The following is a 24,435-nucleotide window of genomic DNA, read 5'->3' on the forward strand; positions in this document are numbered from 1 at the left end:
GAGATAGCCATAAAAAGCCTGTGCTGACAGGCAGAATACAACGGAGAACCTGACGAGGGTTCTTCTTTTTTTTGGTTAGGAAGGAGAAGGACGTAAGGTCGTGGAAAGGTTTCTAATGGATAATTCTTCAAAAGTGTTATGAAATCCGGTAAAATGAAATCGATTACATTATAATATTGGTATGACATTCCATTAACGAAGAGTGGTGAATCCAATGGAAGATTCCATTCACGAAGTCGAAAATGAAAACATAAACAAACGTGGAAATGAGAGCAAAGCAGTGAGTTCCCTAAGCGCCGACAGACTCTTGGAGAAGTTAGCCCGGCCTGAGTTGACTACGCTATACACGGACTTGAAGGCTTACGGTGAACGTGCCTTGAACGAACCCATACCTTCCTTGTCGTTCCGTCTATATCGACAGTTCAGCGATACAGGTGAGCGGAAAGCCTATGAGGAGGCTTATTTTGATCGAAGGGGCAGACTGGCTGCTGTGGCGATGCTCGCATTGGACACGGCCAGGCCGGATGCACTGCAAGCGTTGGAAGAAATGTTGTGGGACATATGTGGTGAGTATACGTGGTGTTTGACAGCGCATCTGGGTACGGGAGAGGTCGATCAGGTGGATGGAAACATCGATCTGTTCGCCGCAGAGACGGTACATATGCTGGCCGAAGTTGTAACGATTCACGCCGAGCGGCTGGATCGCCTTGTCATAGAGCGGATCAGGTTCGAAGCAGAGCGGCGAATCTTCACTCCGCTTTACCGGGATCAACGGAAGTTCCACTGGCAGACAGCGGATCACAACTGGTCGGCGGTCTGTGGTGGCTGCTGTGGCATGGCTGCATTGTTGCTGTTGGAGGATGAGCCAACACTACGGGAATCGATCTGCCAAACAGTCAGTTGTATGAACGCATTCCTGAGCGGTTATGGCGAGGATGGCGGCTGTGCCGAAGGTATTGGATATTGGGTATATGGCTTCGGTTATTTTACCTATTATGCCGAGATGCTTCGTGAGTATAGTGAGGGTGAACTAGATCTGTTGACGGGTTCCAAAGTCGCAGCAATCGCAGCCTTCCCGCTGCGAGTTCATCTGTCGGGCGGCATATTTGTGAACTATTCGGACAGTGCCGAGCAGGAAGAGATTCCTTCCGGATTACTCTCCCTGCTTGCATCCCGAGTTGGGTTACAAATGGATCTGCCGCTTCACATTCCACTGCTTACCGATGATCCCTGTCATCGCTGGGCTCATCTGCTGCGGAACGTGATGTGGAGCGATCCGGAAGTATATGGTGACGAAGAAGCCGTTGCACAGTCTGAACGTGGAATTGTTTTTCAAAATCTGGGCTGGATGATTGCAAAGGGCACGATCGATTGTCCGGGTACACAACGTACGAACAGCGCCCCCCTTCATGTTGCTATTTCCGTTAAAGGCGGGCATAACGACGAACCTCATAACCATAATGATCTAGGGCAGTTCATTATCCATTGCGGTGGTGAGAACATCCTATGTGATCCAGGAGCAGGGTTGTATAGCCAAGCCTATTTTGCACCAGGTAGAGAGCAGTTGTTCCACATCTCATCATCCGGGCATAGCGTTCCGCTCATTGAAGGTCAGGAGCAAAGCTCGGGTCGGCAAGCGCAAGCCCAAGTGTTGGAGGCAAATCTGGCAAAGGATAGCTGTGAGCTGGATACAACATTGGATCTGACATCCGCATACCCTGGAGCTGCTTCGCTGGCTCGTTATATGCGCCAATTTCATTGGAGAATAGGTCCTGACAGTAGCAGAGATAGGGCAGAATTGCGTATGATTGACCGTTTTCAATGGAAAAGCAGGATTGTGTCTTCGGCTGAAAAATCATCTTCGGTGGACGATTCAGGTGCAGGGTGTTCAAGCGTTGTAGAGCGATGGATGAGCAGATTGAAGCCTGAAGTGGTGAAGAGCGGTAATCTTCGCTGGCAAGGTGTACATGGAACAGTCCACATGACATATGATGCGAACCAGTGGCAAGTCCTTACGGAGGCAATGGACACAGTTGACCATGACAATGTTCCAGTCACATTCTATCGGACGTCACTATCATGGACAGGTGTGATTGATGAAACAGATGTTCGGTTAGAAAGTCCTGATCCACGTGAAACGATATGTAAGGTAATCTTCATCATAGAACCGAAAATGGGAGAAAACGAGGTGAACATGATTGAGTAAATATACATCTGCTTTCACGTATCCATGAAGATTAACTCGAAACGTTACCGTACGTTGGCAGAACAAGCGGGCCCAGCTCCGACAGAAGGCTGGAATCGGGATCGCAAGCTGGCGCTTGTTGAGAGTGTTGTTCGCGCTTACACATCATATCAGGATAGTGATGGTGCAATTATAGATCCGTTCTCGGGTGTGGAGAGGTATTATGCTACACCAGCCTATGCGATGGCTGCGGCTTAACGGATCATAGTGTACGAACGGAGTATCGGAGAGCGTATGAAGAATCTACAGCACTGGATCAGGGGGCCATTATTCATCTGGAGGAGCAGGCCGTGGCCCCCCGCAATGGGTTACTGAGGGAAGCGCGAATTGAAATGAGCGGAGCCCGTAGTCTGACATTTACAATCCGCTTGGGTGAGGTTACATGAAGGTGTTCAGGTCGGGGGTTAAAGTCTGGTATTGAATCGAGGAGGGATATGTTCATGAACACATCAACGTCGGTAAAATGGTTAGAGGAAGCGTGGCAACAGGGAGCTGCCAAAACGATTCGGAATGCGAAGCGGATTAAGGATACATTCCCGCACATCTCCCCGCAGGGGACGTATGACCGGAATGATCCGGAATGGTGGACAGCAGGTTTCTGGCCTGGATTGTTATGGCTGATCTATGGGGAATCTCCGGAAAGTGAAGCGGCAGCTCCGCTACATCGCATTGCCGAAAGCTGTGAGCGGCAACTGGAAGGTTGTCTGCGTGATCCCGAATCGGTCGATCACGATCTGGGGTTCATCTGGCTGCTTAGTGGCGTAGCCAACTACCGCCAGACGGGCAGCGCGGATGGACGGCGGCGTGGCATGCTTGCCGCCAACCTGCTCGCTGCCCGCTTCCACGTGCGCGGTGAGTTCATCCGCGCCTGGAACTTCAGCTCGTCAGCAATGGATACGCGCGGCGTAGCCATCATTGACAGCATGATGAACCTGCCGCTGCTCTACTGGGCATCCGAGCAGAGCGGCGACCCTCGCTTCCGCTGGCTGGCGGAAGCGCATGCGGACACCGTGGCGCGCGAATTCATCCGCGCTGACGGGTCCATCTGCCACGTGGTGGAGTTCGATACACACACGGGGCAGAAGCTGCGAGAGCATGGCGGACAGGGCCATGCTCCGGGTTCCGCCTGGGCGCGGGGCACCGCCTGGGCGTTGCACGGGTTTGCGCTGTCTTTCCGGTATACGGGCGAAGCCCGATATCTGGAGACAGCGGAGCGTGCGGCCGATTTCTTCCTCGCCATGCTTGGCGAAGAGATCGTGCCGGTGTGGGATTTCCGCGCACCTGCGGAGCATCAGGTGGCGTGGGACTCGTCCGCTGCGGCAATTGCCGCGAGCGGGTTGCTAGAGCTGGCGAAGCTGTCGCCACGCGGCGAAACCTACGCCGCCGCGGGAGAACGAATCGTCCGCGGTTTGCATGAGAACTATAGCTCCGGCGACTCGGCAGCGGAAGAAGGTCTGATCATGCAGGGAACGGTGCATTACCCGGAAGGGCGAGGGCTGAATGTGCCGATTATATACGGCGATTATTTCTATATGGAAGCGCTGGCGAAGCTGCGTGGACGTGCGGGGTTATTTTAAAGAAGAATGGAGAACTACGCACAGAATGAAGTAAAGCTTAGAACTAATCAGTAGGGTCATATTATTAGCCTTCGAGTTGATGCATTCGATTAAAATCATAAATCAGTTATATATTCAGTAGTTAGTAGTAGCACCAGTAGAAAATCCATCATCACCTGCCCGGGTGTGGCTGTCTCCAATATTAGGAACGATATCTTTTCTATTGGAGACAGAGGCGGATGATGTACATAAGCGAAGGAAGACGAAAGAAGAAGCTAACCTATGAAGATCGTACTCGTGCGAATCCCGTTGGTTTATAGAGATTGGTAGTTGTTATGCTCTATTGAAAAGGACGTGTCTCATTTTGAAGGCGTGCGTCTCAGAATGACAAAGTCGGCAGAAGATTGATCCGGATAGCGCTGCGGAATAATCTCATGAACTTTGAAATCAGGGTAGTCGAACAGATACTCGAACAGATTACGGTCCTGGATTGTATCAATCCCCGGGTTGCCGTCTTCTTTCAAACGCGTGTATAGCACCACCCATGCTGTGGAAGAGTGCAGAACATCGTAGAGGGTATTGCGAAAATCTGTTTCATCTGTAATATGATACAGCACATCCAGACAGACCGTCAGATCGGCTTGCAGGAAACCTCGGTTAACCCACAGTCCTGGTGTATACAGCATGAAGCTCTTGGACGAATCTTTGGCAAACTGGGAAGCACAGCGTTTTACGGAAGAGGCTGCCACATCAACACCCAGGTAATCCTCATAGTTCATGTATTGCAACTGGTTGCCATCCCCACATCCAAACTCAATGACACGATGAATGCCTTCGCGTTGAATTAATCCGTTCACAACTTCGGCCTTGAATTCGGCCAATACCCCGTATGAACCCCTCCCAGAAGTCTCACCCGAACGATACGTCTCCTCCCAATATCCGATGTAATCAAAAGGCTGGCGCATATGCTTCCCCCGATCCTGTGAAATGAAGTTCAAGACAATCACTATACATAGGTTATGCGCAATATTCGCAGGTATGAATTAGTCGGAACAGGAGGAGCGAATGAATTAATTTCCACAGAATTACCTGAAAATTTCCTGAAAGTCTAAACATCTGGGAAGAACTTGCCGACATTAAAGATAAGGAAAAAAATGATGATAATCGGGGGGAAATGATGTTAAAGCCAAGATTGACCAAGTACATGGTGATGATGCTGGTGTTGATGCTGAGTATATCCAACGTAGGCTTGGCCGCTGCGGCAGATAAAGAACTGTCCAAAATTGTGGTTTCCAAGAATGAAATGTCGCTCGAAGTTGGTGATTCCAGTTCTGTTACGGTAACAGGGGTATATTCTGATAATACGTCGACAAACGTAACGATCAGTTCATCCTGGAGTACCAGTGATACTTCGATAGCAACTGTATATAATGGCGCAATTACAGCCAAAAAGGAAGGTACAGCAACGATTACCGCAGCGTACCAGGGTCAGAGTCAGACCGTTCAAGTGAAAGTAACGAAGAAGGTCAAAGCTCTTTCGAAAAACGTGCAAAGTCTGGAATTGCGTACGGGAGACACGAAAGACATTATTTTGACAGCAACGTATAGTGACAACACTACAAGTGAAAAGGCATCCGAGACTGCAGAATGGTCTACCAGTGATGAGAAGGTTGCTACCGTTGTGAATGGTAAAGTAACTGGACAAAGCGCGGGTACGGCCGTCATCACAGCCAAGGTTGGCAGCCAAAGCGTGACGGTGGATGTTAACGTTGAAGTGGTTAAACGTGTAGATGTAGATAAACAGCAAGTTAACTTGTTGTTGAACAAAAGTGAAAGTGTGAACGTGACGGCTACTTATCCAGATGGCACAACCAAAGATGTAACCGATCTGGCGGAGTGGACATCCAGCAATGAGAAGGTTGCAGATGTTCTTAAGGGTGAAATCACAGGATATTCGGCAGGTTCTGCCAAGATCACAGCCAAATACGGTACGAAATCAGTATCCGTTGACGTGGATGTGGATCTGACCAGCAAACTGAGTGTGGAGAAACAAAGTATTTTCTTCCGTTTGAATGAGACAACCAAAACGGCTAATGTCGTTGTAACAGCTTCATATCCGAACAGTAGCGATGTGAATGTAACGGATCAAGCAACTTGGACATCCAGCAACGAGAAAGTTGCGACAGTATTCAAGGGACAGGTTACAGCCATTAGTGCAGGTTCGACAACGATCAAAGCCACTTATAGTGGTAAAACAGTCGAAATTGCTGTCGATGTAGATACGGCAAGATATTTGGATATCAAAGATGTAAATGACAAGCTCGCCATGAGTGTTACGGGTGATAACAAGTCCAAGACATTGGTGGCCAATGCAGAGTATATTGATGGAAGCACAGAAGTTGTAACTTCCAAAGCAACATGGACTTCAAGCAATGCAGATGTTGTATATGTATCCAACGGCGATTTGATCGCATACAAATCCGGTACGGCTACGATCACTGTAGCTTATGGCGGTAAAACGGTTAAATTCACAGTGAATGTAGACGTAGCAGATAAGTATGAGATGGACAAGAAGAAAGCTTCTGTAGCCGTTGGAGGAACGACCAATGCCAAAGTACTGGCGTTGTACGGTGAAACATCCAAGGATGTATCCGAAGATGCAACCTGGAGCAGCAGCAGTGACAAAATCGCTGAGGTAGATAGCAAAGGGGTTATCACAGGTGTTGCTACAGGTAAAGCGACCATCACAGCGAAGATTGAAGGCAAAACGCTGACTCTGCCTGTTGAAGTAGGTATGGCAAGTGGACTGGAAGCAGATGTGAACTTCGTTGTTCTGTCCGCCAAAGAAACACAGAATATCCTTCTAACAGGTACGGATGAAGATGGCAACACGCTGGATGTAACATCCGAAGCAACCTGGAAATCAAGCAACTCACGTGTAGCTGATGTGAAAAAAGGTGTGATCACGGGTAACAGCAGTGGTAAAGCCAATATCACGGCAGAATACGGCTCCAAAAAAGTGACCATTCAGGTCGAAGTGGATGTCATCTCACGTATTGAAGCTTCCGAACCGGCTCTTTCCCTGAAATCAGGTGATACAGCTGATCTGACGGTAACTGCTTTCTTGAGCGACGGTAGCGAGCGTGATGTAACAGACAAAGCTGAATGGAAAACCAACAGTTACAAAGTAGCACAGGTAACCAAAGGTAAAGTCAAAGCTATAGGTTCAGGTAAAGCTAAAATTACAGCTAAATACGGCAGCAAGTCTGTAACCATTGCGGTAGATGTGGATACACTGAAATATTTGCAGACCGATAAAGTAACATTGACCATGAAGCCAGGAGAAAAAGTAACTGTGGCGGCAACTGCAACGTATGCCGATGGCAGTGAAGCTAATGTATCCAAACCGGCTCTCTGGAAGTCTTCCCGTATTGCGACAGCATCGGTGAAAGACGGCATCATTCAGGCAAATGGCAAAGGTAAAGCAACGATTACCGTAACATTTGCAGGTGTAAAAACCAAAGTAACTGTCGTGGTTGAAGCGAAGTAAATGGGTCTTGTAATGCGAACGTAAGCGTACAATTCAATTTGCGGTGGTGTCAGCTTAAGAGCTGGCATCACCGTATTTTTGTTGCATACTATCTTGTTAAACTAACGGCATTAGTATAAGATGAGATTAAACTAATATAGTTAGTTTTAACTCAAAGGAGCTGATCGAGTATACTTTCTTCACTGCAGTCAATGAATCTCGCTGTACGGTTTATTTTGGAGTTATGTGCACTTGCCATATATGCATATTGGGGGTTCAGGGTAGGAAACGGAGGTTGGGGCAGAGTTGTTCTGAGTATTGTTGCTCCTGTACTGGTCGCAGTATTATGGGGACTATGGGGGTCTCCACAAGCAGCATATCCATTGACGGGATGGGTACATCTGGGCTTCGAAATCGTCCTATTCGGTCTGCCCGTCTGGTTGCTACTTACCTTGGATAGGCCGATGCTGGCAATGGTATACGGAGTGTTATATATAATAAACAAGCTACTGATGCAGCTATGGCATCAGTAGCTTGAAGGATAAATATAATCATGAATTATATTATCACAATTAAAATTACATCGTGTGCGACAGTACCAGTGCACCATAGGCAAAAGCAATCACGATCAGAATGGCCGGATGCAGCTTGGTTTTGGTCATGACCCAGAGCGAGATGGCTGCAATGATCAACGTCTGCCAGATGCCGATGGAATCGGTGGATAACTGACCGAATTCCCATGTAAGCAGGATCATGAGTACAGCGATAACAGGCTGCACGAGCAGGGTCATGCCTTTAACTTTCGGTGAAGTACGATGTTTGTTCAATAGACGAAGTAATATAATTAATGCGGTTGCGGAAGGTACGATTGTAGCAAAGCTTGCGATAAATGCCCCAAACCAGCCTGCCACGTGATACCCGACGAATGCAGCAATTTTGGTTGCAATCGGGCCGGGAAGGGCGTTACCAATCGCCAGCACATCACCGAATTGCTCGGTGGTCATCCATTGGTAGTGGTTCACAATTTCTTCCTGCATGAGCGGAATGGAAGCCGGGCCGCCCCCATATCCCAAGATGTTTGCTACGAAAAATCCCCAAAATAATTCCCACCAGGTCTGGAGCATCCTTAGGACACCCCCTTATCGGACTTGCCTTTGGACTTGAAGCGCTGGACCAGATCCAGATGGAAGACACCGTATCCAAGGAAAACCGCGATCACAATCCCCGGATGGATATCCAGCAGTTGCAATAGTACAAAGGCAATTACGCCAAACAGGGCGGCAAAGACCTTGCCGAGTCCCTTCCAGGCTTTCATGGCGAATTCATAAGCCATCATACCCAGCATGACAAAAATGACCGGCCGAACGGCGGCTACCATGCCTGCTACCACTTTCGACTCGCGCAGCGCGTACATGGAACCGAGCAGAGCAATGATAGCAATGCTTGTCGGTAAAATGTGAGCGAGTACGGACACAATCGCGCCCAGTACACCTTTGGTTTTATAACCCAAATATGCGGCCATCTTGGTCGCAATAGGACCGGGAAGGGCGTTAGCGATAGCCAAAATCTCGCCGAACTCCTCATCACTGACCCATTTATAACGCGTAATAGCTTCATAACGGATCAATGGAATAACCGAAGGTCCACCGCCATATCCGAGAATCCCGGTTCGGACCATTCCGATCACGAGACCTTTGTAATCTTTCCAACCCATGCTGATTTCCTCCTAGAGTCTCATGCCCATCCGGCTTTTATAGCGTTTCAACAACAGCTGTGATTCGACTTTGACGATGCCTGGCATCTTGTAGAGCTTCTCGAGCAAGAACTGCTCCATCTCTTCCATATCCGCAAAAATACCGTGCATGTGCAGGGTACTCGGGCCTGTCATATGATAGAGGCTGGTGACGGCCGGTTCTTCGTCCAGTTTCTCCGCGACTTCATCCAGGAAGGGCGGTTCAACATCGACATTGAAAAAGGCGGAGACCTGTAGCCCAACCTTGCCAGGGTTGATCACCACGGTGAAGCGTTCGATGATTCCTTTTTCCGATAAAGCATTAATGCGAGCTTGGACGGCTACACGTGACAACCCAATCTGTGTACCCAGATCCGTATAGGATATTCGGCTGTTATGGTGAAGCGCGGCGATGATTTTGCGATCCATCTCGTCCAGATTGTACATTTGTGGAATTTCCCCTCCCTTGGAGGAGCGTTTCTCTGACATGTTGACCATCCTTTTCTCTCGCTATATGAAATGAATTGAAATTTTACTGAACATACAATGTGTATGTGGCATTCATAGTTTAATGACGAATCGTAACTGGAGTCAATCTATTTATCATGATTATTGAATTTGACCGATTTTGAGCTTTCATTTTGTCATTTTGTCCAATCGGAAATAAAAAGACCACTCGCACAGTCCAATAGCGAGCAGCCGTTAAATATAGATAAGCTGGAGTGAAGCGCAAAGCACGATACGAGGCATGTGCGGTTATGCCTGTGCTGTCTTGGGCAGGAAAAGGGTGACGGTTGTCCCTTCGCCAGGCTCGGAAGAAACTCTCAACGTTCCGCCTGCTCCACGGGCACGCTCTTCCATGCTGAACAATCCAACACCATTGCCAGCGGTTGCTTCGCTGAATCCAGCACCCTGGTCTTCAATAATAACCATCGTCATGTCTTCCGCATCTTCTACAGCAACACGTGCCTCGGCAACATCGGCATACTTCGCGACATTCGTTAAGGCTTCCTGGATAATCCGGTATATGGCAATCTCCCGGTTCATCTCCAGTCGCTTGCGCAAGTTACATTCCAGATCCACTTCGATCCCGTAGTGACGGGTATAATTCTCAATGTAAGTCCGAATTGCCGGGACAACACCGAGGTCATCCAGAACGGATGGCCTTAGTTCCCATGCCATGCCGCGCACATCTTCCATGATGCCCGTGACCTGTTTTCGCAGTGCTTCGACGCCCGGTTGAGGCTGATCTGCCAGTAGTCGGTCCATCTGAATAACCAGAGAGAAGAGACTTTGTCCGATCCCGTCATGCAGTTCACGCGAGATCCGGCGTCGCTCCTCTTCCTGAATGTTCATTACTTGGGACATCATCTTCTGCAACTCGCCTTCGACAGATTTCAGCTTGGTTACCTCACTACGTACAGCCAGATATTGATATGGCTCGCCATCGTTATCGAGGAAAGGCACGATGGTGGTGTTGACCCAATAATAACTGCCATCTCTGGCACGATTGCGAATCTCCCCGTTCCATACCTTACCTGAGGATATTGTGTCCCACAGGTTTTTCATAAAGTTTTTGCCATGGTATCCGGAATTAATGATTCGATGATCCTTACCGATCAGTTCCTCGCGTTCATACTGCGAGATCTCACAGAATTTATCATTCACATATTGGATTTTCCCTTTGCGGTCCGTGAGAGCAACAATGGAGGACTCATCCAGAGCAAATTTCAGATCACTCAGTTGATGCAGGGAACCCTTCAACCTGCTGCGAAATTCATTATCGGTAATGTGGTTGTCGATCTCGTTCAGCAGGAGGCGTACGGGCTGGTCTGCGAGTCCACTTAGTCTGTTCTTGCGTGCACTACTCAAAGTTCAACAACCCCTTTTTCATGGCGAACTTCACCAGTTCCGGTCGTGTACGCAGGCCAAGCTTCTCCATCAGATTGCTTTTGTGGGATTCGACCGTCTTGACACTGATGATCAGATGTTCGGCGATTTCCTTGTTAGCGTATCCCTTGGCGATCCAGGACAGAATTTCTTTCTCCCGATCGGAAAGTGTGTCATAAGGTCCGGCGTTTTCCTGTTTGGCTTTGTCGAGGTATTCGCTCATCAGCCGTTTGGTCGCACTCGGGTACAAGTAAGCACTGCCATCTGCCACAGAGCGTATAGCGGCCAGCAATTCTTCGTGCGGCGCGCTCTTGAGGATGTAACCGGAAGCTCCGGCATGAATCGCTCGGAAAAGGTACTCCTCATCATCATGCATCGTCAGAATCAGGATCGCGAGATCCGGCATTAATTTTTTCAATTCAGCGGTAGCCGTCAGGCCGTCTTTGCCTGGCGGCATGCTGAAATCCATCAAGACGACATCTGGTTTCAATTCTTGAGCCTTGGCAATGGCTTCATCGCCGTCAGCGGCATCTCCAACGATATGTATATCATTCTTTCCTTCCAGTAAGGCGATCAGCCCGGAGCGCACGACAACATGGTCGTCTACAACTAATAGTTGAATCACATCATTTCCCCCTGTCCGATTCCACAGTTCTATCTATATCATAACAAAAAAGAAGCCATTCAGAGCTTAAATCTCCGAATAGCTTCTCTCACTCTCTAGTACAAACTTTTTATCCATATACGTGCGGCTCCAGATGTAGAGCGACTTGTTCGGTCTGCCGGATCATATTCGGTGAAAAGGTACAAGGCAGTCTGCTGCCAACGAGCAGCACGGCCCCAGGCACGCTTCCTTCCTGAAACACAGGTACCGCTATGGCACTTACCAGCCGCTCAGCAAGCATTAACGGGCAGCGACCGGGGGTATGCTCCCCTGTGGATTGTGCATCGGATCGGGCTGTGCGCCCAGTCCGAAGGGCTGTGCCTACCAGATCTTGTCCGGGACGCATTTCCATGCGTTTCACCCGTTCATTACTAGCCCCAGAGGTATACTTCCAGCGTAGCATTGTCCCGTTCAAACAGGCAAGTCCACAGAAGTCGCTGGATGTGTTCAGGCGCAGGCCGTCAATCATCTCCTGAATGCCAGATGACAGTTCATCATGCATGAGAGGACACTTCCTTTTTCGGATTATAGCGTACATAACGTGTAATCATTATCATTAACAGAGGTTGTTCAAAAAGTCCGCTTTTGATTACGAAGGATGCCTAGCGGCATCATCAGCATCGAATATGGAACTCAGCCGAAATGTCCGTTACTCACGTAGTTTTCCCTACGCTCCGCTACTCCATTTCTAGCTTCATCCCATCTTCTCGGTACTGAAAACCGTTCTTTTTGAACACGCACTTAAAGTAAGGGTATTACGATGTTAGTTCTATTGTAGACCCTTTCTCGTACATTGTAATTCAGGGAAAACCCCTATTTCCGTTCTATAATTTACTGAACCTGGGCAGTGGAGGACTCCTGAATCAGGTACAGCAAGGGATTGAAGAAATGCGATGGATGGGGCATATCAGTGAAATGTGACTTTTCTCACAGCAAATTCAGGGAGTTTCTCGTTAATGATCAGGTAATCCCCCGATAACCCTGAAGCTACTTTCGCGATATGATGTATACATAAGGAATCACCGAGGGGGACGAAGGTTATGGGTACAGTATTTGTGGAAAGAACAACCCAAAGAACAGAGCAGAAACAAACGGAGGCGGGCAAAATGACACGAGAAACAGGCGGAATCCTTTCGTTCGTTACACCTGAGCAATGGGACCTGATTGAAGCGAAAATGCAACCCAAACGGGTAAAGTCGGGGTATAGTCTCTTTCTCGAAGGCGATGAAGCCGGATATCTGTACTACATTCGTACGGGACGAGTGAAAATGACCAAGTCGACGGAGGATGGCAAGGAAATTATCCTATCGATTCAGCAAAGCGGCGATCTCATCGGTGAGTTCGGCGGCATCGGCGGACTGAATCATAGCTATAGTGCAGAGATGGCGGAAAAAGGGGAACTGGCCATTATCTCGCTTGGCGATCTGGAAAGTATACTCAGCAAACATGGCGATCTGGCCTTGAAATTCTTGCAATGGATGGCCCTGTCGCAGCGGATTACCCAGTCGAGATTCCGTGATTTGCTGCTCTATGGCAAGGCGGGTGCCCTCGCTTCGACACTGATCCGTGCCAGCAACTCGTATGGTAAGGCTACACCGGATGGCATCGTGCTGGATATGAAGTTGAACCATACCGAACTTGCCGAGATGATTGGAGCTACCCGGGAGAGTGTAACGCGGATGCTGGGAGCATGGAAAGAACAAGGTACGCTGGATATGATGGATGGCAAACTGATGATTCGGGATCTGGCAGCCCTGCGCTGCATGTGTGGATGTCCGACATTCCCAAGCTGTCCAGTAGAGCTGTGCCGGTTGTAAAAATAGCTTATTCCGGGTTTGTACCTCCATTGGCGATTGGGGTCGTTACGGAGAATGATAAAAAGAGCTGGCATCCGTATAATCGGTGTCAGCTTTTTTGATGTATGCGGAAAATTAACTATGTAGCATTTGGTCTCCATTGGCCGACATATTCCCTGGCGAGAATCGAATAGATCACCGAGTCATGAAAGGAACCTTTGTAGAACCAGTGCTCCCGCAGCAGACCTTCTCGCTGCATACCAATCTTCTTCATGACATTTTCCGAAGCTGTGTTGTTCGGGCGACATTTGGCGTAAATCCGGTGAATGCCCAGTTCGTTGAAACCAAAATCCAGTATAGCGAGGGCTGCCTCGGCGGCATAACCTTTTCCTTGGTAAGCGGGATGGAGGACGTAACCGATCTCTGCATTGGTTTTCTCCATAACGTGAATACCTACTCCGCCGAGGAGAGCCCCGTCACTTTTCAAACATATCGCAAGTTCAAACCCCTCTCTTGGTTGTGCCTGCTGCATGTCCAACACAAACTGCACGTATGCTCGTGTATCCTCTTCGGTATTCGGTCCCCATGCTGTATGCTGTGTAACTTCCGTCATGGAGGTATAGGCATGAATCCTCTCCCAGTCCGTCTCCCGAATCTCTCGGATGATCAGTCTGTCGGTCTCCAATTGCATCGTTATTCACTCCTTCACGTTGGAATAATTTACTGTACATTGTACAACAAAATAGCCCGTAACGGATTCAACGAAAGAATCGGTCATGAGCTATGCTGTGTATCTATGATATATGTCGAATGCTATTGCGGTTGTTTACATTGAACTGCGGGATACGTATACGCCAGCTTGCGAATAATTTCCTTTTGCCATTTCGTATCACCCAGATTGGTTGCCAGGTTCAGAAGATCCAAATAATCGTCAAGCTGCAGGTCAGCCTTTTGCAGAGGTGTATTCATTCGATGTTCGTTCCCCTTTATCTATAAAATCGTAAAATCATATACAGTAGACAGGTACATAGAGACAGGTCCAATAATGATAATCATTATCACAGTTATATACTTATTATGCAATGAACGACGGAAAAATGCAATCCCAAGTCCGTAACGAATTTAACTTTTTTCAGAAAAAAGGCTCATCCACAGCACATGGGCAAATAGACTCAATTTCTAAACTTTTGCAACAATTTTACAAAAAGAAAGAGGAATTCAGCATATGAACCATTAAATTAAAGGAGGATAACCCATTATCAGGTAATTTGGAGGAGGAGAAAGGGAATATGAAGAAGGCGTTATGGCAGCACTGGATCGGGGCATTCCTGGTCTTTATCATGATGGCAACCGCATTGCTCGGGCCGGGTTCACAGAGTCCGGTACAAGCTGCAGCACCACTTACGGTATCTCAGGCCATCGCTGCCCAGAGCGGTGGAGGAACGGCGACGGTTGAAGGGATCATTGTTGGACATGCTACCGGGTCACTTACCGCGAAATTTACATCTCCGTATGCCAATGATTTTAATGTTCTGATTGCAGATTCAGCATCAGAGCGGACCAACGCCAGATTATTGGATGTACAGATTTCCGCATCTTTCCGTTCGCAATATGGACTGGCTTCCAACCCGAGTCTTGTAGGCAAAAAGATCATCGTAACCGGAACCTTGGGTGCCTATAACAGCTATGCAGGAGTCAAAAATCCAACTTCCATCACGCTTTCCTCCGGAACAACCAATCCTGATCCAGAACCGAACCCGGGGACAACACTGCCGGACGGTACTGGCAAGAAAGTATTGTTCGATAATACCCACGCCCAGACAGCAGGTGCTGCCGACTGGATTATCGACGGGGCATTTTCGGATTTTGCCAACGGTTTGCGAAACGCAGGCTTTGCAGTGGATCAGCTGGAACGCAGTATCCCGTATACATTTGGTGAGCAAGCCATCACCTATAATAAATTGAAAGATTACCACGTCTTCATCATTGGTGAAGCCAACGTGCCGTTCAAGGCAACAGAGCAGGCTGCGCTCGTGCAGTATGTACAGAACGGAGGAAGTATCTTCTTCATCTCCGATCACTATAATGCAGACCGCAACAAAAACCGCTGGGATTCTTCCGAAGTATTCAACGGTTATCGTCGTGGTGCCTTCCTGAATCCAGCCAAAGGCATGTCGTCGGCCGAAGCGGAATCACCTGCCATGCAAGGGGTAATTAGCTCAGACTGGCTCGCGACCAACTTTGGTGTTCGTTTCCGCTATAATTCTCTCGGCGATGCGAATGCATCGGATATCGTTGCACCTGCACAATCCTTCGGTATTACGGCTGGGGTTAATTCTGTAGCCATGCATGCCGGATCAACCATTGCAATTATGGATCCGAACAAGGCCAAAGGATTGGTGTATGTACCAAGTGGCGTGTCCAAGTGGGGCAATGCCGTGGATCAGGGCGTATACAATGGTGGTGGACGAGCTGAAGGTGCCTATGCTGCCATTGCGAAGATCGGTGCGGGCAAAGCTGCATTTATTGGCGACTCTTCACCTGTGGAAGATGCTACTCCGAAATATTTGCGTGAAGAGACTGGCGCTACCAAGAAAACCTATGATGGATTCAAAGAAGTGGATGATGCTACTTTCCTCGTGAATACCGTGAAATGGCTCGCAGTCAAAGAGAGCTATACCAGTCTGGCACAAGTGCCTGGACTGACATTGGATACGGCAACAAGCCTGCTTCCTATGGAAGCTCCGGCCGCGTCCACCGAGCCGCAACTTGAACCATGGGCTACACCTGCGGCAGGGTACAAATGGTATGACCCGACTACATTTAAGACAGGTTCATACGGTAAAGCGCAATAAGTGAAATAAACAGGACATCAAATCATTAGGCGAATAGGGTCTGACCGTGGAGGTTTGCGGACAGGCTCTTTTTTGCTTGTTATACCCGTTACAATCACGAAGACTAGCTCCTACAGCCCTGCCATTGCATAAATACCTGCTCTGGAGGGGAAGGTATGGGTACTATTAATGCGGCGTGAAGCCCAACCCAACCAGAGGAGGCGGCGAATGATGACTCAGCAAGCAGACTGTGACAGTTCATCGATGAGGCAGAAGCTCAAGGCAGACCTGCATCGTGTGGCGGATCGAATGAACATGACGTTATCCCGTTTTGACAATGACAGTGTCTGTCTGTTGGGGCAGTTTGCAGAGATCCGAGCGGAGATTAAGCAGATCGAGGTGCTCGCCTCTTCTTTTTATCTGGATTGTTATCTGTCGCCCTTTACCGAGAAGTTTGCCGAATTAACATCGAGCGTACAGCATCTTTCTGACCGGAGATATGGTGCGCTGATTGTGATTGAACGGAAAGTTCCGTTGGAGTCGATCATTCACTCAGGCGTGGCTGTGGATGCAAGAGTGACGCATGCGTTGCTGGAATCGCTGTTTATCCCCGGTGCGCCTCTGCATGACGGGGCTGTTCTCATTCGTGGCAATCAGATTGTATCCGCTGGTAATGTGTTGCCTTTATCCCAGGCGGAAGTGCATGAACGAAAGATAGGCACCCGTCATCGGGCTGCGCTTGGATTAAGTGAATTGACGGACGCCGTTGTACTGGTTGTCTCCGAAGAGACGGGACAGGCCTCATTTGCGGTGGAAGGAGATCTGCATCCAATTAATGTGGTTGAGACACTATCTTAAATGTGAACGATTCAGTGGGAAGTAGACCTTTTTCCTGTAAGGGAGAGAGGTTTTTCTATTGATAGACGATAAAATTATAATCTGAAGTTCGATAGCTTTGCTCCCGCCATACGAGAAATATCGACCGATGCTTCTCTGACATTGTGATGTGATTTTGCACAAAATGGGTATTCGTGGGTACAATAGAGGATGGTAAATAAATAGAGAACAATGTTGATTGGATCGCAAAAATGGTTGGAGGAGACGGTTAGCACATGAGTTGGTTTGAAGCAATGGAGTATCACGATTATGAGGAACTGGTTCTGTGCCAGGATCGAAATTCAGGGTTAAAAGCAATAATCGCCATACACGACACAACACTCGGCCCTGCGCTGGGAGGCACGCGGATGTGGACATACGCTTCGGAAGAAGCAGCCATTGAAGATGCCCTGCGCCTTGCCCGCGGTATGACATATAAGAATGCGGTATCTGGCCTGAATCTGGGCGGCGGTAAAACCGTCATTATCGGAGACCCAAGGCGTGACAAAAATGAAGCGATGTTTCGGGCTTTTGGCCGGTACATTCAAGGGCTGAACGGACGTTATATCACGGCCGAAGATGTGGGAACGACGGAAGAGGACATGAATCTGATCTATCAGGAAACCGATTATGTGACAGGCATCTCGGCGAGCTATGGTTCATCGGGTAATCCATCGCCTGCAACTGCCTGGGGTGTATATCGCGGGATCAAGGCAGCAGCCAAAGAGGCATTTGGTACGGATATGCTGGAAGGTAAAACAATAGCGGTCCAAGGTGTGGGCAATGTCGCGATGCATCTGTGCAAATATCTGTATGAGGAAGGTGCACGTCTGATTGTTACGGATATCCATAAGGACTCGGTGAAACAGGCTGTGGATCGCTTCGGCGCGACCGCTGTTGATCCCGCAGACATCACCGGTGTGGAGTGTGATATCTATGCACCATGTGCGCTGGGCGGTACGATTAATGATGATACGCTCAAGACGCTCAAGGCGAAGGTGGTAGCGGGCTGTGCCAATAATCAGCTATTGGAGACCCGTCATGGAGATCAATTATATGATATGGGCATCGTATACGCGCCTGACTATGTTATCAATGCGGGAGGCGTGATTAATATCGCAGATGAGCTGCACGGTTATAATGCAGATCGGGCGTGGAGCAAGATCGGAGGGATCTACACCAATCTGGAGAAAATATTCGAAAGCTCGCGCACGGAGGGGATCGCAACCTATGTTGCCGCAGATCGTCTGGCTGAGCGGCGGATCGAGCAGATGAAGAATACACGCAGCACATTCCTGCAGAATGGTCATCACGTGCTGAGTTCCCGGAGATTGCGCAAGTAATCGTAATCCATTCATCATGTAATTCTGAAAACTGTCTGTTAAGTATCGGCAAAATCCATTCCGGAATTGGATGTTGTCGATCTGATAGGCAGTTTTTTTGTGTTGCTGTCAGAACATAACAAAGAAAAACAGTGGCAATATCTCCCTAATTGATCAATTCCTCTGTGCATCTTTCCGATAATGAATATACATCGTTACGATAGAAATGGTTCAGGGAAGTGAGGAGAAAGTGAAAAATGGGAAAGAGACAAGGAATAGGTTATAAGCTCAGAAATATGTCGCTTAAAATCAAGTTGCCCATCATGATCAGTGTATTGGTTGTTTTGGTTCTGCTTGGTGCAACGACCACAAGTTATATGATTTCATCTGATGTAGTGGTCAGGAAAAGCAAAGATGAGATTAATGTGATGGCAGACCGCCTTGGGGAAGGGATATGGACAGCCATGCAGCTTCAACAACAGATGAGTCATGCGATATCCGTACATAACACGTTCAAAGAACTCTTGCAGTTGCGTGATACCAACGAAATGACAGATGAAACCTTTTTTACAGATGAGAATCCATACTTCAATAGAGCGAATACGATTCTCACCGACAGTATATCCAACACGGCAGGCACCAAGCCGGACCTGTTCGTGTTTGACAAGGAAGGAACCATGGTGGCGGGAACCATGCCGGATGTCATTGGGCAGTCACGGGGAGATCGGGAATATTTTAAGGAGTCCATACAGGGGAAATCCTTCATCAGTGACGCGGTCGTCTCTAAGACTAGCAAGAAGCTTATTATTGCATTCTCAGAGCCTATCACCGATGAACAGGGGAATATACTGGGTGTGTTCGCCATGTCGGTGGACAGCAGCTTCTTCCTGGGACAACTTAGAGACATTAAGATTAATGGTCAAGGCAGAGTTGAAGTGCTGAGTCGTAGCGGCATCATCATGTATGATTCACTGGACCCTTCCGTTGTGGGACAAACGCTGGAAGAGGACAAGGACGCCATGGAACTTATGGAGGCCAGAGCCACCGATAAAGTGAAAATCACTTCGATGGATCGAGATGACATCTACTATCGTATCAATCAGATTCCTGGCGCAGATCTCTCCGTGGTAATCATAGACGATTATGATGATATCAAACGTCCATTAGAGGATATGCAGCGCCAGATGGTTATCGTAACATTGATCGGAATTGTTCTGGCTATTGGCGTAGGGTTATTGATCTCTCGTAGTATTACGAGACCTATCGTTCGTCTGATCGGGCTGTTCCAACAGCTTGCTCAAGGGAATCTGACCGTCAAGGCCAATGGTAGATATAACAGCGAATTCAAGGACCTGGCGGAGAGCTTCAATGGCATGGTGGAGCAGAACAGAAACCTGATTAGCGATATGAATAGTTCGATCCATGTTCTTCAAGCCAGCACTCAGGAGCTGGAGGAAACATCGAGACAGACGGCAAGATCCATTGATGAGACATCAGCGACGTCCATGGGGATCGCGAAGGCGATGGAGGCCCAATCCGAAGATACCGAGCAGATTGCAGGCAAATTCAACAGCTTCGGTGATAAAGTGGCTGCCATGAACAGCAGTGCCCAGGATGTGAAGGCGAGAGCAGATGAGATCGAATCTGTGTTCCACAACGGGAATCAAGTCGTCAATGAATTGATGCGTATTAATGAGGTGAACGAACGGGAAGTAGAGAAAATCTCGGAGATTACGCTCAAACTTCAAACGAGTTCGGGCAGTATTAATCAGATCACGGAAGCCATCAGCCAGATTGCCAAGCAGACCAATCTGCTTGCATTGAATGCTTCCATTGAAGCATCACGGGCTGGAGAACATGGCAGAGGATTTGCAGTTGTAGCCGAAGAGATTCGCAATCTGGCAGAGCAGAGTTCCCGCCAGTCCAAGGAAATCTCCAGCATCATCGAGCAGAATCTGGCCGATGTAGCCGAGAACAACCAAAGTGTTGCGGAAATTCACACCATCTCGTCCAGACAGGATGAGCTTGTCTTGCAGACTCGTCAGGCGTTCGATATGATTCTGGAGAAAGTAACGGTAATCAATCAACAAATCGCCACGATGGCAGCACAGATGCAAGAGATGTTGCAGAACAAGGATGACGTACTGGAGTCAGCCCACAGTTTGTCCGCTTCAGGTGAGCAGGTATCTGCTTCGGTGGAGGAAGTAACGGCAACCATGATGGAGCAGTCCTCGACGGTACAGCAGTTGGCAAACATGGTCGATACGATCGATCAATTGACGCAAAAGCTAGCAGAATCGGCTGCGCGATTCAAGGTGGAATAAGCGTTAGTTGAATGTATAGTGGAAATAAAAACAAAAGGCACTCATTATGAGTGCCTTTTGCTTTTATTTCATATGTTCTAAGTTCAATAAGTTGAAGAGGGGGCTAGGGTACCTATATCAGAACGTAATGCACTTCTGGTTCAGCAGCTTCACGAATTGATCGAGCGCACTGCTGACATAACGACCCTCACCGCGAACAAAGGTGGTTGTAGTATGTGTGAATCGCTCGGCTAAGTCGAATACAGAGAAATGATCTGGTCTTTTGTGAATAACATTGCACGGCATAATGGTAAAAGCAATTCCAGACTCCACACAGCTGAGCAGGTTTTCCATCGTACTCACTTCGATGATATTACGAGCGGACAGCCCCTCTTCCTGCAAAAATCCTTCGGTCATTTCACGATAGGGGCAGCCCTCGGGGAAAACAACCCAAGATACTTGGCACAGACTTTCGGGTGGTGTGTCCATCTGTTTGGATATGATATGCACCGTGTCTTGCATCTCGTATTCCACTTTCAGTCCTTCCTTCACACAAGCCCCACTGATAAAGGCACCATCAATCTCATCGTCCTGTATTTTCTTGCGCAGTACTTTGGGTGAAGTGGCGTTAACGAGTGAGATGGATACCATCGGGTAGGTTGTTTGATATTCATTCAGAATCTCCATAAAGCGGCTGGATGCCGCCGTTTCCACAATGCCAATTTTCAGTGTGCCAGCAGGCTCACCTGGATCGGTCATATCCTGCTTCAGATCGTGCAAAAGGTTGTGAATCTGTGTCGCATATTGGACAAACTGCTCTCCTTTGGAGGTCAGTACAACGCCTTTGGGAAATCGGTTGAATAGCTGTATTTGATATTCCTGCTCCAGTTTTTTGATGCGTGTGGTGACATTGGATTGCGCGTAATTCAGTTCTTTGGCGGCCTGTGAGATTTTGCCTGAACGTGCTACCGCGAGAACAATATCGATATCGGAAAGTTCCATGCTGTATCCTCCTGAACGTGGATTAACTTCATTACTTTCGCAGATGTTGATGTTAGGTATCTCTATGAGAGATACAACTATATATTTCAATCATTTTACGATATATCAGGGCCGCCTTACAATATCCTTAATGACGAAGAGAGTAGGGATATGACATGAATAAAATGAATACACGTTCAACATTATTGAGCCCGGTGACGATTCATCAATGGGAATTAAGGAACCGAATTGTGATGGCTCCGTTGACCCGGGGCTTTGCTGATGATCAGGAGGGGACCGTGACGGATGAGATGGTAGCATATTATGAGCAGCGTGCGCGAGATGGTGTGGGACTTATCATTACCGAGGGCATTAACCCGAATCTGGCAGGCAAAGGTACCTATGGCATCCCCGGTCTATATACAGATGAACAGACGGCTTCTTGGAAAAGGGTAACGGATGCTGTTCACAGACATGGCGGAACCATTATTGCTCAGCTGTGGCATGTCGGCAGGTTGTCCCACTCCGATCTGATCGGAACAACCCCACTGGCACCTTCAAGCCTTGCGGCAGAGGGAAAAGTTCATAAGCTGCATAAGCCGTATCAGGTGCCCCAAGCGATGAGTGCACAGGATATAGCGGATACGATTCATTGTTTTCAAACGGCTGCTCGCAATGCGGTTCTGGCAGGGTTCGATGGGATCGAGCTTCATGCTGCGCATGGGTATTTGATCGACCAGTTTATCAATGAGAAGACCAACCACAGAACAGACGAATACGGAGGCGACACTGCGGGCAGATTGAGGTTCCTCCGGGATATTATTTTGGCTGTGAAAAAAGAAATCAGTGTGGATCGCATATCGGTACGATTCTCCGAGAAAAAGGACGATGATGCATCCTATGCATGGGCAGACCAAGCTGGAATGATCAATGCATATCTGAACTTGTTCCGCGAGACGGGAATTACGATCTTGCACCCCTCGACAGATCATTATGAGAAAGCGTGGGAAGGGGAGCAGTCCTTTCACGAGCGGATTCGAAGTCGGTGGGATGGCACCATCATTGGTGTGGGTGATCTGGATGTTCAGACCGCGGAGCACGCTATTGGCAAGGGAATCATAGATTTGGCTGCGTTCGGTAGACCGTTTATCGCCAATCCAGATCTGGTGCAGAGATTACATGAGGGTAAGCCGTTGATCGAGTATGATGCCAATGCCCATTTGCCTGTTTTGGTGTGAACATAAAGAAACAAAGGGCAGAAGCCGATCCTATGGATCGCTCAGCCCTTTGTTTACTTATGAAAAGGAACGTATTCAAAGTCATGTATTTTCCGTACTGAACAGTTCTGGGTATTCTATCTTGCGTGCTATAGCCACTTGCGGACGATGTAGACCCGAAGTTTAGATGCTCTTTGAGAAATCAAGTGGCTCTGTTTCGCTTTTCTTGGTTGAGCTTTTTTCGATATACCAGAGAATGATCATACACAACGCATAGAACACACTGAAAGCCAGAATAATGATCCATACACTTTCCATGTCCATGCTTTTGATGAAAATGCCTGTTAAATATGGACTAAGTGTGTAACCCAGGCAGCCTACGAATAACAACAAGCCATTAAACCGTCCCTGATGTGTATCGGGTACACGCGAAGCAATATACAGATTGATATTGGTCTGCACGAGAATCTCTCCAATGGTCCACAGCACCGTGGATAAGGCGACGATGGAAAAATGGGGGAAGTAACCCAACAGGTTCAATGCTCCAAATCCGATTCCATAGAAGAGTGCGCCTGTGGCTATGGAGTTTAGGGCAGTTAATGTGCGTGTAGCGGACAGGATCACGGTGGTAAGAATAATGACGCTAATGGCATTAATGGTCATGACAGAGCCGTAATATGCTGCCCCGTTCTCGCCAAACGAGTGATTCATCTGGAGTGGGAGGCTAAATGAGTATTGCATATAGATAAAATAGTTAAGGAATGACACGACGATGAAGAAGGCAACGAGTGGATTTTTCAACAGGAGTCTGAATAACGGCGAAGGTAGTTGGCTCGATAATTGTTGTTCTTGTTGTTGTCCAGTATGTTCGCTGCTTGTTGATGCCAATTCCTTGCGTGTGCCGATCTTAACCTGGTTGATGATAATAAAGGTAGATATCAGAAACACGGTACCGATACTTATAAAGACAATGTTGACATGATCCTTGATAAAAAAACCGGCGACCAGTGGTCCGATGGCTATACCCAGATTGGCCCCCAGATACATGAGGGAAAAGGCGGACTTTCGCTCTTTCTCCTCCGTGCACAGTTGAATAATTAGTGCATTATAAGCAGGCCGGGTAATACTGATGAAGAACATGACTGCAATCAGAAGATAACCAACTGTAATGGTGCCTGACCAAAAAGAGCAGCTTATAATCATGATGGCAGACAACAGTTGCCCGATGACAATAATTGTTTTTTTGCCCATAAGATCGCTTAAATAGCCGCCGAGAAGTACACCGGGTCCGCTAATCAGGGCTGCCATGGACACAAAAATCCCTGCACTGACCACATCCATGCCCATCTGCAACGTAAGCACCAAGGTAATCAGGGAGAATACAAAATCTCCCGTGCTGTTAATCGTTCTGGCTAAACAGAGATAATAGATATCGCGGCTCAGACCCGCGTAGGTTTTGAATAACGACAATAATTCCAGCCCTCCCCAAG

General features: G+C 48.1%; 22 protein-coding genes. 11 read left to right on the forward strand and 11 right to left on the reverse strand.

Annotated elements, in window-relative coordinates:
- Positions 1–214: 214 nt before the first annotated feature.
- From M1D71_RS01795 to M1D71_RS01805, 3 genes are all read left to right on the forward strand, one after another.
- On the forward strand, positions 215–2,206 hold the full coding sequence (locus M1D71_RS01795; protein WP_458124993.1) for a hypothetical protein: 1,992 nt from the start codon (positions 215–217) through the stop codon (positions 2,204–2,206).
- Positions 2,207–2,230: 24 nt separating this feature from the next.
- Positions 2,231–2,443, forward strand: coding sequence for a hypothetical protein (locus tag M1D71_RS01800; protein WP_458124994.1), 213 nt, complete (start codon positions 2,231–2,233; stop codon positions 2,441–2,443).
- Between the two features lie 242 nt (positions 2,444–2,685).
- The gene (locus M1D71_RS01805) at positions 2,686–3,822 is read left to right on the forward strand and encodes a glycoside hydrolase family 88 protein (RefSeq protein ID WP_458124995.1); all 1,137 of its coding nucleotides are present in this window, start codon (positions 2,686–2,688) and stop codon (positions 3,820–3,822) included.
- Positions 3,823–4,160: 338 nt separating this feature from the next.
- Here the strand turns inward: M1D71_RS01805 and M1D71_RS01810 are convergent, their stop codons facing one another.
- Positions 4,161–4,766: a methyltransferase domain-containing protein gene (locus M1D71_RS01810; protein WP_458124996.1), complete on the reverse strand. Its 606-nt coding sequence runs from the start codon at positions 4,764–4,766 to the stop codon at positions 4,161–4,163.
- A gap of 212 nt (positions 4,767–4,978) precedes the next feature.
- Here M1D71_RS01810 and M1D71_RS01815 point away from each other — a divergent pair, with 212 nt between their 5' ends.
- Positions 4,979–7,351, forward strand: coding sequence for an Ig-like domain-containing protein (locus tag M1D71_RS01815; RefSeq protein ID WP_458124997.1), 2,373 nt, complete (start codon positions 4,979–4,981; stop codon positions 7,349–7,351).
- A gap of 191 nt (positions 7,352–7,542) precedes the next feature.
- A complete protein-coding gene (locus M1D71_RS01820) occupies positions 7,543–7,863 on the forward strand; it encodes a YrdB family protein (RefSeq protein ID WP_458124998.1) in 321 nt (106 codons plus the stop codon).
- Between the two features lie 45 nt (positions 7,864–7,908).
- Here the strand turns inward: M1D71_RS01820 and M1D71_RS01825 are convergent, their stop codons facing one another.
- The 6 genes from M1D71_RS01825 to M1D71_RS01850 all read right to left on the reverse strand — a co-directional run bounded on the left by M1D71_RS01825 (position 7,909) and on the right by M1D71_RS01850 (position 12,118).
- A complete protein-coding gene (locus tag M1D71_RS01825; protein WP_458124999.1) occupies positions 7,909–8,454 on the reverse strand; it encodes a chromate transporter in 546 nt (181 codons plus the stop codon).
- Between the two features lie 2 nt (positions 8,455–8,456).
- Positions 8,457–9,044, reverse strand: coding sequence for a chromate transporter (locus tag M1D71_RS01830; protein WP_458125000.1), 588 nt, complete (start codon positions 9,042–9,044; stop codon positions 8,457–8,459).
- A gap of 12 nt (positions 9,045–9,056) precedes the next feature.
- Entirely contained in the window at positions 9,057–9,551 is a 495-nt protein-coding gene (locus tag M1D71_RS01835) for an Lrp/AsnC family transcriptional regulator (RefSeq protein WP_036616550.1), read from the reverse strand.
- A 267-nt stretch (positions 9,552–9,818) separates the two neighbouring features.
- Positions 9,819–10,934, reverse strand: a complete 1,116-nt coding sequence (locus M1D71_RS01840; protein ID WP_458125001.1) for a PAS domain-containing sensor histidine kinase — start codon at positions 10,932–10,934, stop codon at positions 9,819–9,821.
- On the reverse strand, positions 10,927–11,577 hold the full coding sequence (locus M1D71_RS01845) for a response regulator (protein ID WP_458125002.1): 651 nt from the start codon (positions 11,575–11,577) through the stop codon (positions 10,927–10,929). Before M1D71_RS01845 ends, M1D71_RS01840 begins: the two co-directional genes overlap by 8 nt.
- Before the next feature lie 109 nt (positions 11,578–11,686).
- Entirely contained in the window at positions 11,687–12,118 is a 432-nt protein-coding gene (locus M1D71_RS01850) for a GAF domain-containing protein (protein WP_458125003.1), read from the reverse strand.
- 538 nt (positions 12,119–12,656) lie between these two features.
- On the opposite strand from M1D71_RS01850, the gene M1D71_RS01855 reads away from it, so the two are divergent.
- The gene (locus M1D71_RS01855; protein ID WP_458125004.1) at positions 12,657–13,433 is read left to right on the forward strand and encodes a Crp/Fnr family transcriptional regulator; all 777 of its coding nucleotides are present in this window, start codon (positions 12,657–12,659) and stop codon (positions 13,431–13,433) included.
- Between the two features lie 118 nt (positions 13,434–13,551).
- Here M1D71_RS01855 and M1D71_RS01860 read toward each other — a convergent pair whose 3' ends face one another.
- Together M1D71_RS01860 and M1D71_RS01865 are read right to left on the reverse strand one after the other, a co-directional pair.
- The gene (locus tag M1D71_RS01860) at positions 13,552–14,103 is read right to left on the reverse strand and encodes a GNAT family N-acetyltransferase (protein ID WP_458125005.1); all 552 of its coding nucleotides are present in this window, start codon (positions 14,101–14,103) and stop codon (positions 13,552–13,554) included.
- Between the two features lie 122 nt (positions 14,104–14,225).
- The gene (locus M1D71_RS01865; RefSeq protein ID WP_167350941.1) at positions 14,226–14,381 is read right to left on the reverse strand and encodes a hypothetical protein; all 156 of its coding nucleotides are present in this window, start codon (positions 14,379–14,381) and stop codon (positions 14,226–14,228) included.
- Between the two features lie 371 nt (positions 14,382–14,752).
- Here M1D71_RS01865 and M1D71_RS01870 point away from each other — a divergent pair, with 371 nt between their 5' ends.
- The 4 genes from M1D71_RS01870 (at position 14,753) to M1D71_RS01885 (ending at position 20,768) form a co-directional block, all read left to right on the forward strand.
- On the forward strand, positions 14,753–16,267 hold the full coding sequence (locus M1D71_RS01870) for a DUF6359 domain-containing protein (protein ID WP_458127134.1): 1,515 nt from the start codon (positions 14,753–14,755) through the stop codon (positions 16,265–16,267).
- Positions 16,268–16,474: 207 nt separating this feature from the next.
- Positions 16,475–17,104, forward strand: coding sequence for a sporulation-specific diadenylate cyclase CdaS (cdaS, locus tag M1D71_RS01875; RefSeq protein WP_458125006.1), 630 nt, complete (start codon positions 16,475–16,477; stop codon positions 17,102–17,104).
- A gap of 254 nt (positions 17,105–17,358) precedes the next feature.
- On the forward strand, positions 17,359–18,465 hold the full coding sequence (locus M1D71_RS01880) for a Glu/Leu/Phe/Val family dehydrogenase (RefSeq protein WP_458125007.1): 1,107 nt from the start codon (positions 17,359–17,361) through the stop codon (positions 18,463–18,465).
- A gap of 236 nt (positions 18,466–18,701) precedes the next feature.
- On the forward strand, positions 18,702–20,768 hold the full coding sequence (locus tag M1D71_RS01885; protein ID WP_458125008.1) for a methyl-accepting chemotaxis protein: 2,067 nt from the start codon (positions 18,702–18,704) through the stop codon (positions 20,766–20,768).
- A gap of 117 nt (positions 20,769–20,885) precedes the next feature.
- Here the strand turns inward: M1D71_RS01885 and M1D71_RS01890 are convergent, their stop codons facing one another.
- Positions 20,886–21,749 (reverse strand): LysR family transcriptional regulator, encoded by an 864-nt coding sequence (locus M1D71_RS01890; RefSeq protein WP_458125009.1) that lies wholly within the window; start codon positions 21,747–21,749, stop codon positions 20,886–20,888.
- Positions 21,750–21,904: 155 nt separating this feature from the next.
- Between M1D71_RS01890 and M1D71_RS01895 the strand changes: the two genes are divergently transcribed.
- On the forward strand, positions 21,905–22,966 hold the full coding sequence (locus M1D71_RS01895; RefSeq protein WP_458125010.1) for an alkene reductase: 1,062 nt from the start codon (positions 21,905–21,907) through the stop codon (positions 22,964–22,966).
- Between the two features lie 162 nt (positions 22,967–23,128).
- Here the strand turns inward: M1D71_RS01895 and M1D71_RS01900 are convergent, their stop codons facing one another.
- Positions 23,129–24,415, reverse strand: a complete 1,287-nt coding sequence (locus tag M1D71_RS01900) for an MFS transporter (RefSeq protein ID WP_458125011.1) — start codon at positions 24,413–24,415, stop codon at positions 23,129–23,131.
- Positions 24,416–24,435 lie beyond the last annotated feature (20 nt).

The sequence above is a fragment of the Paenibacillus sp. Z3-2 genome, from assembly GCF_054161325.1.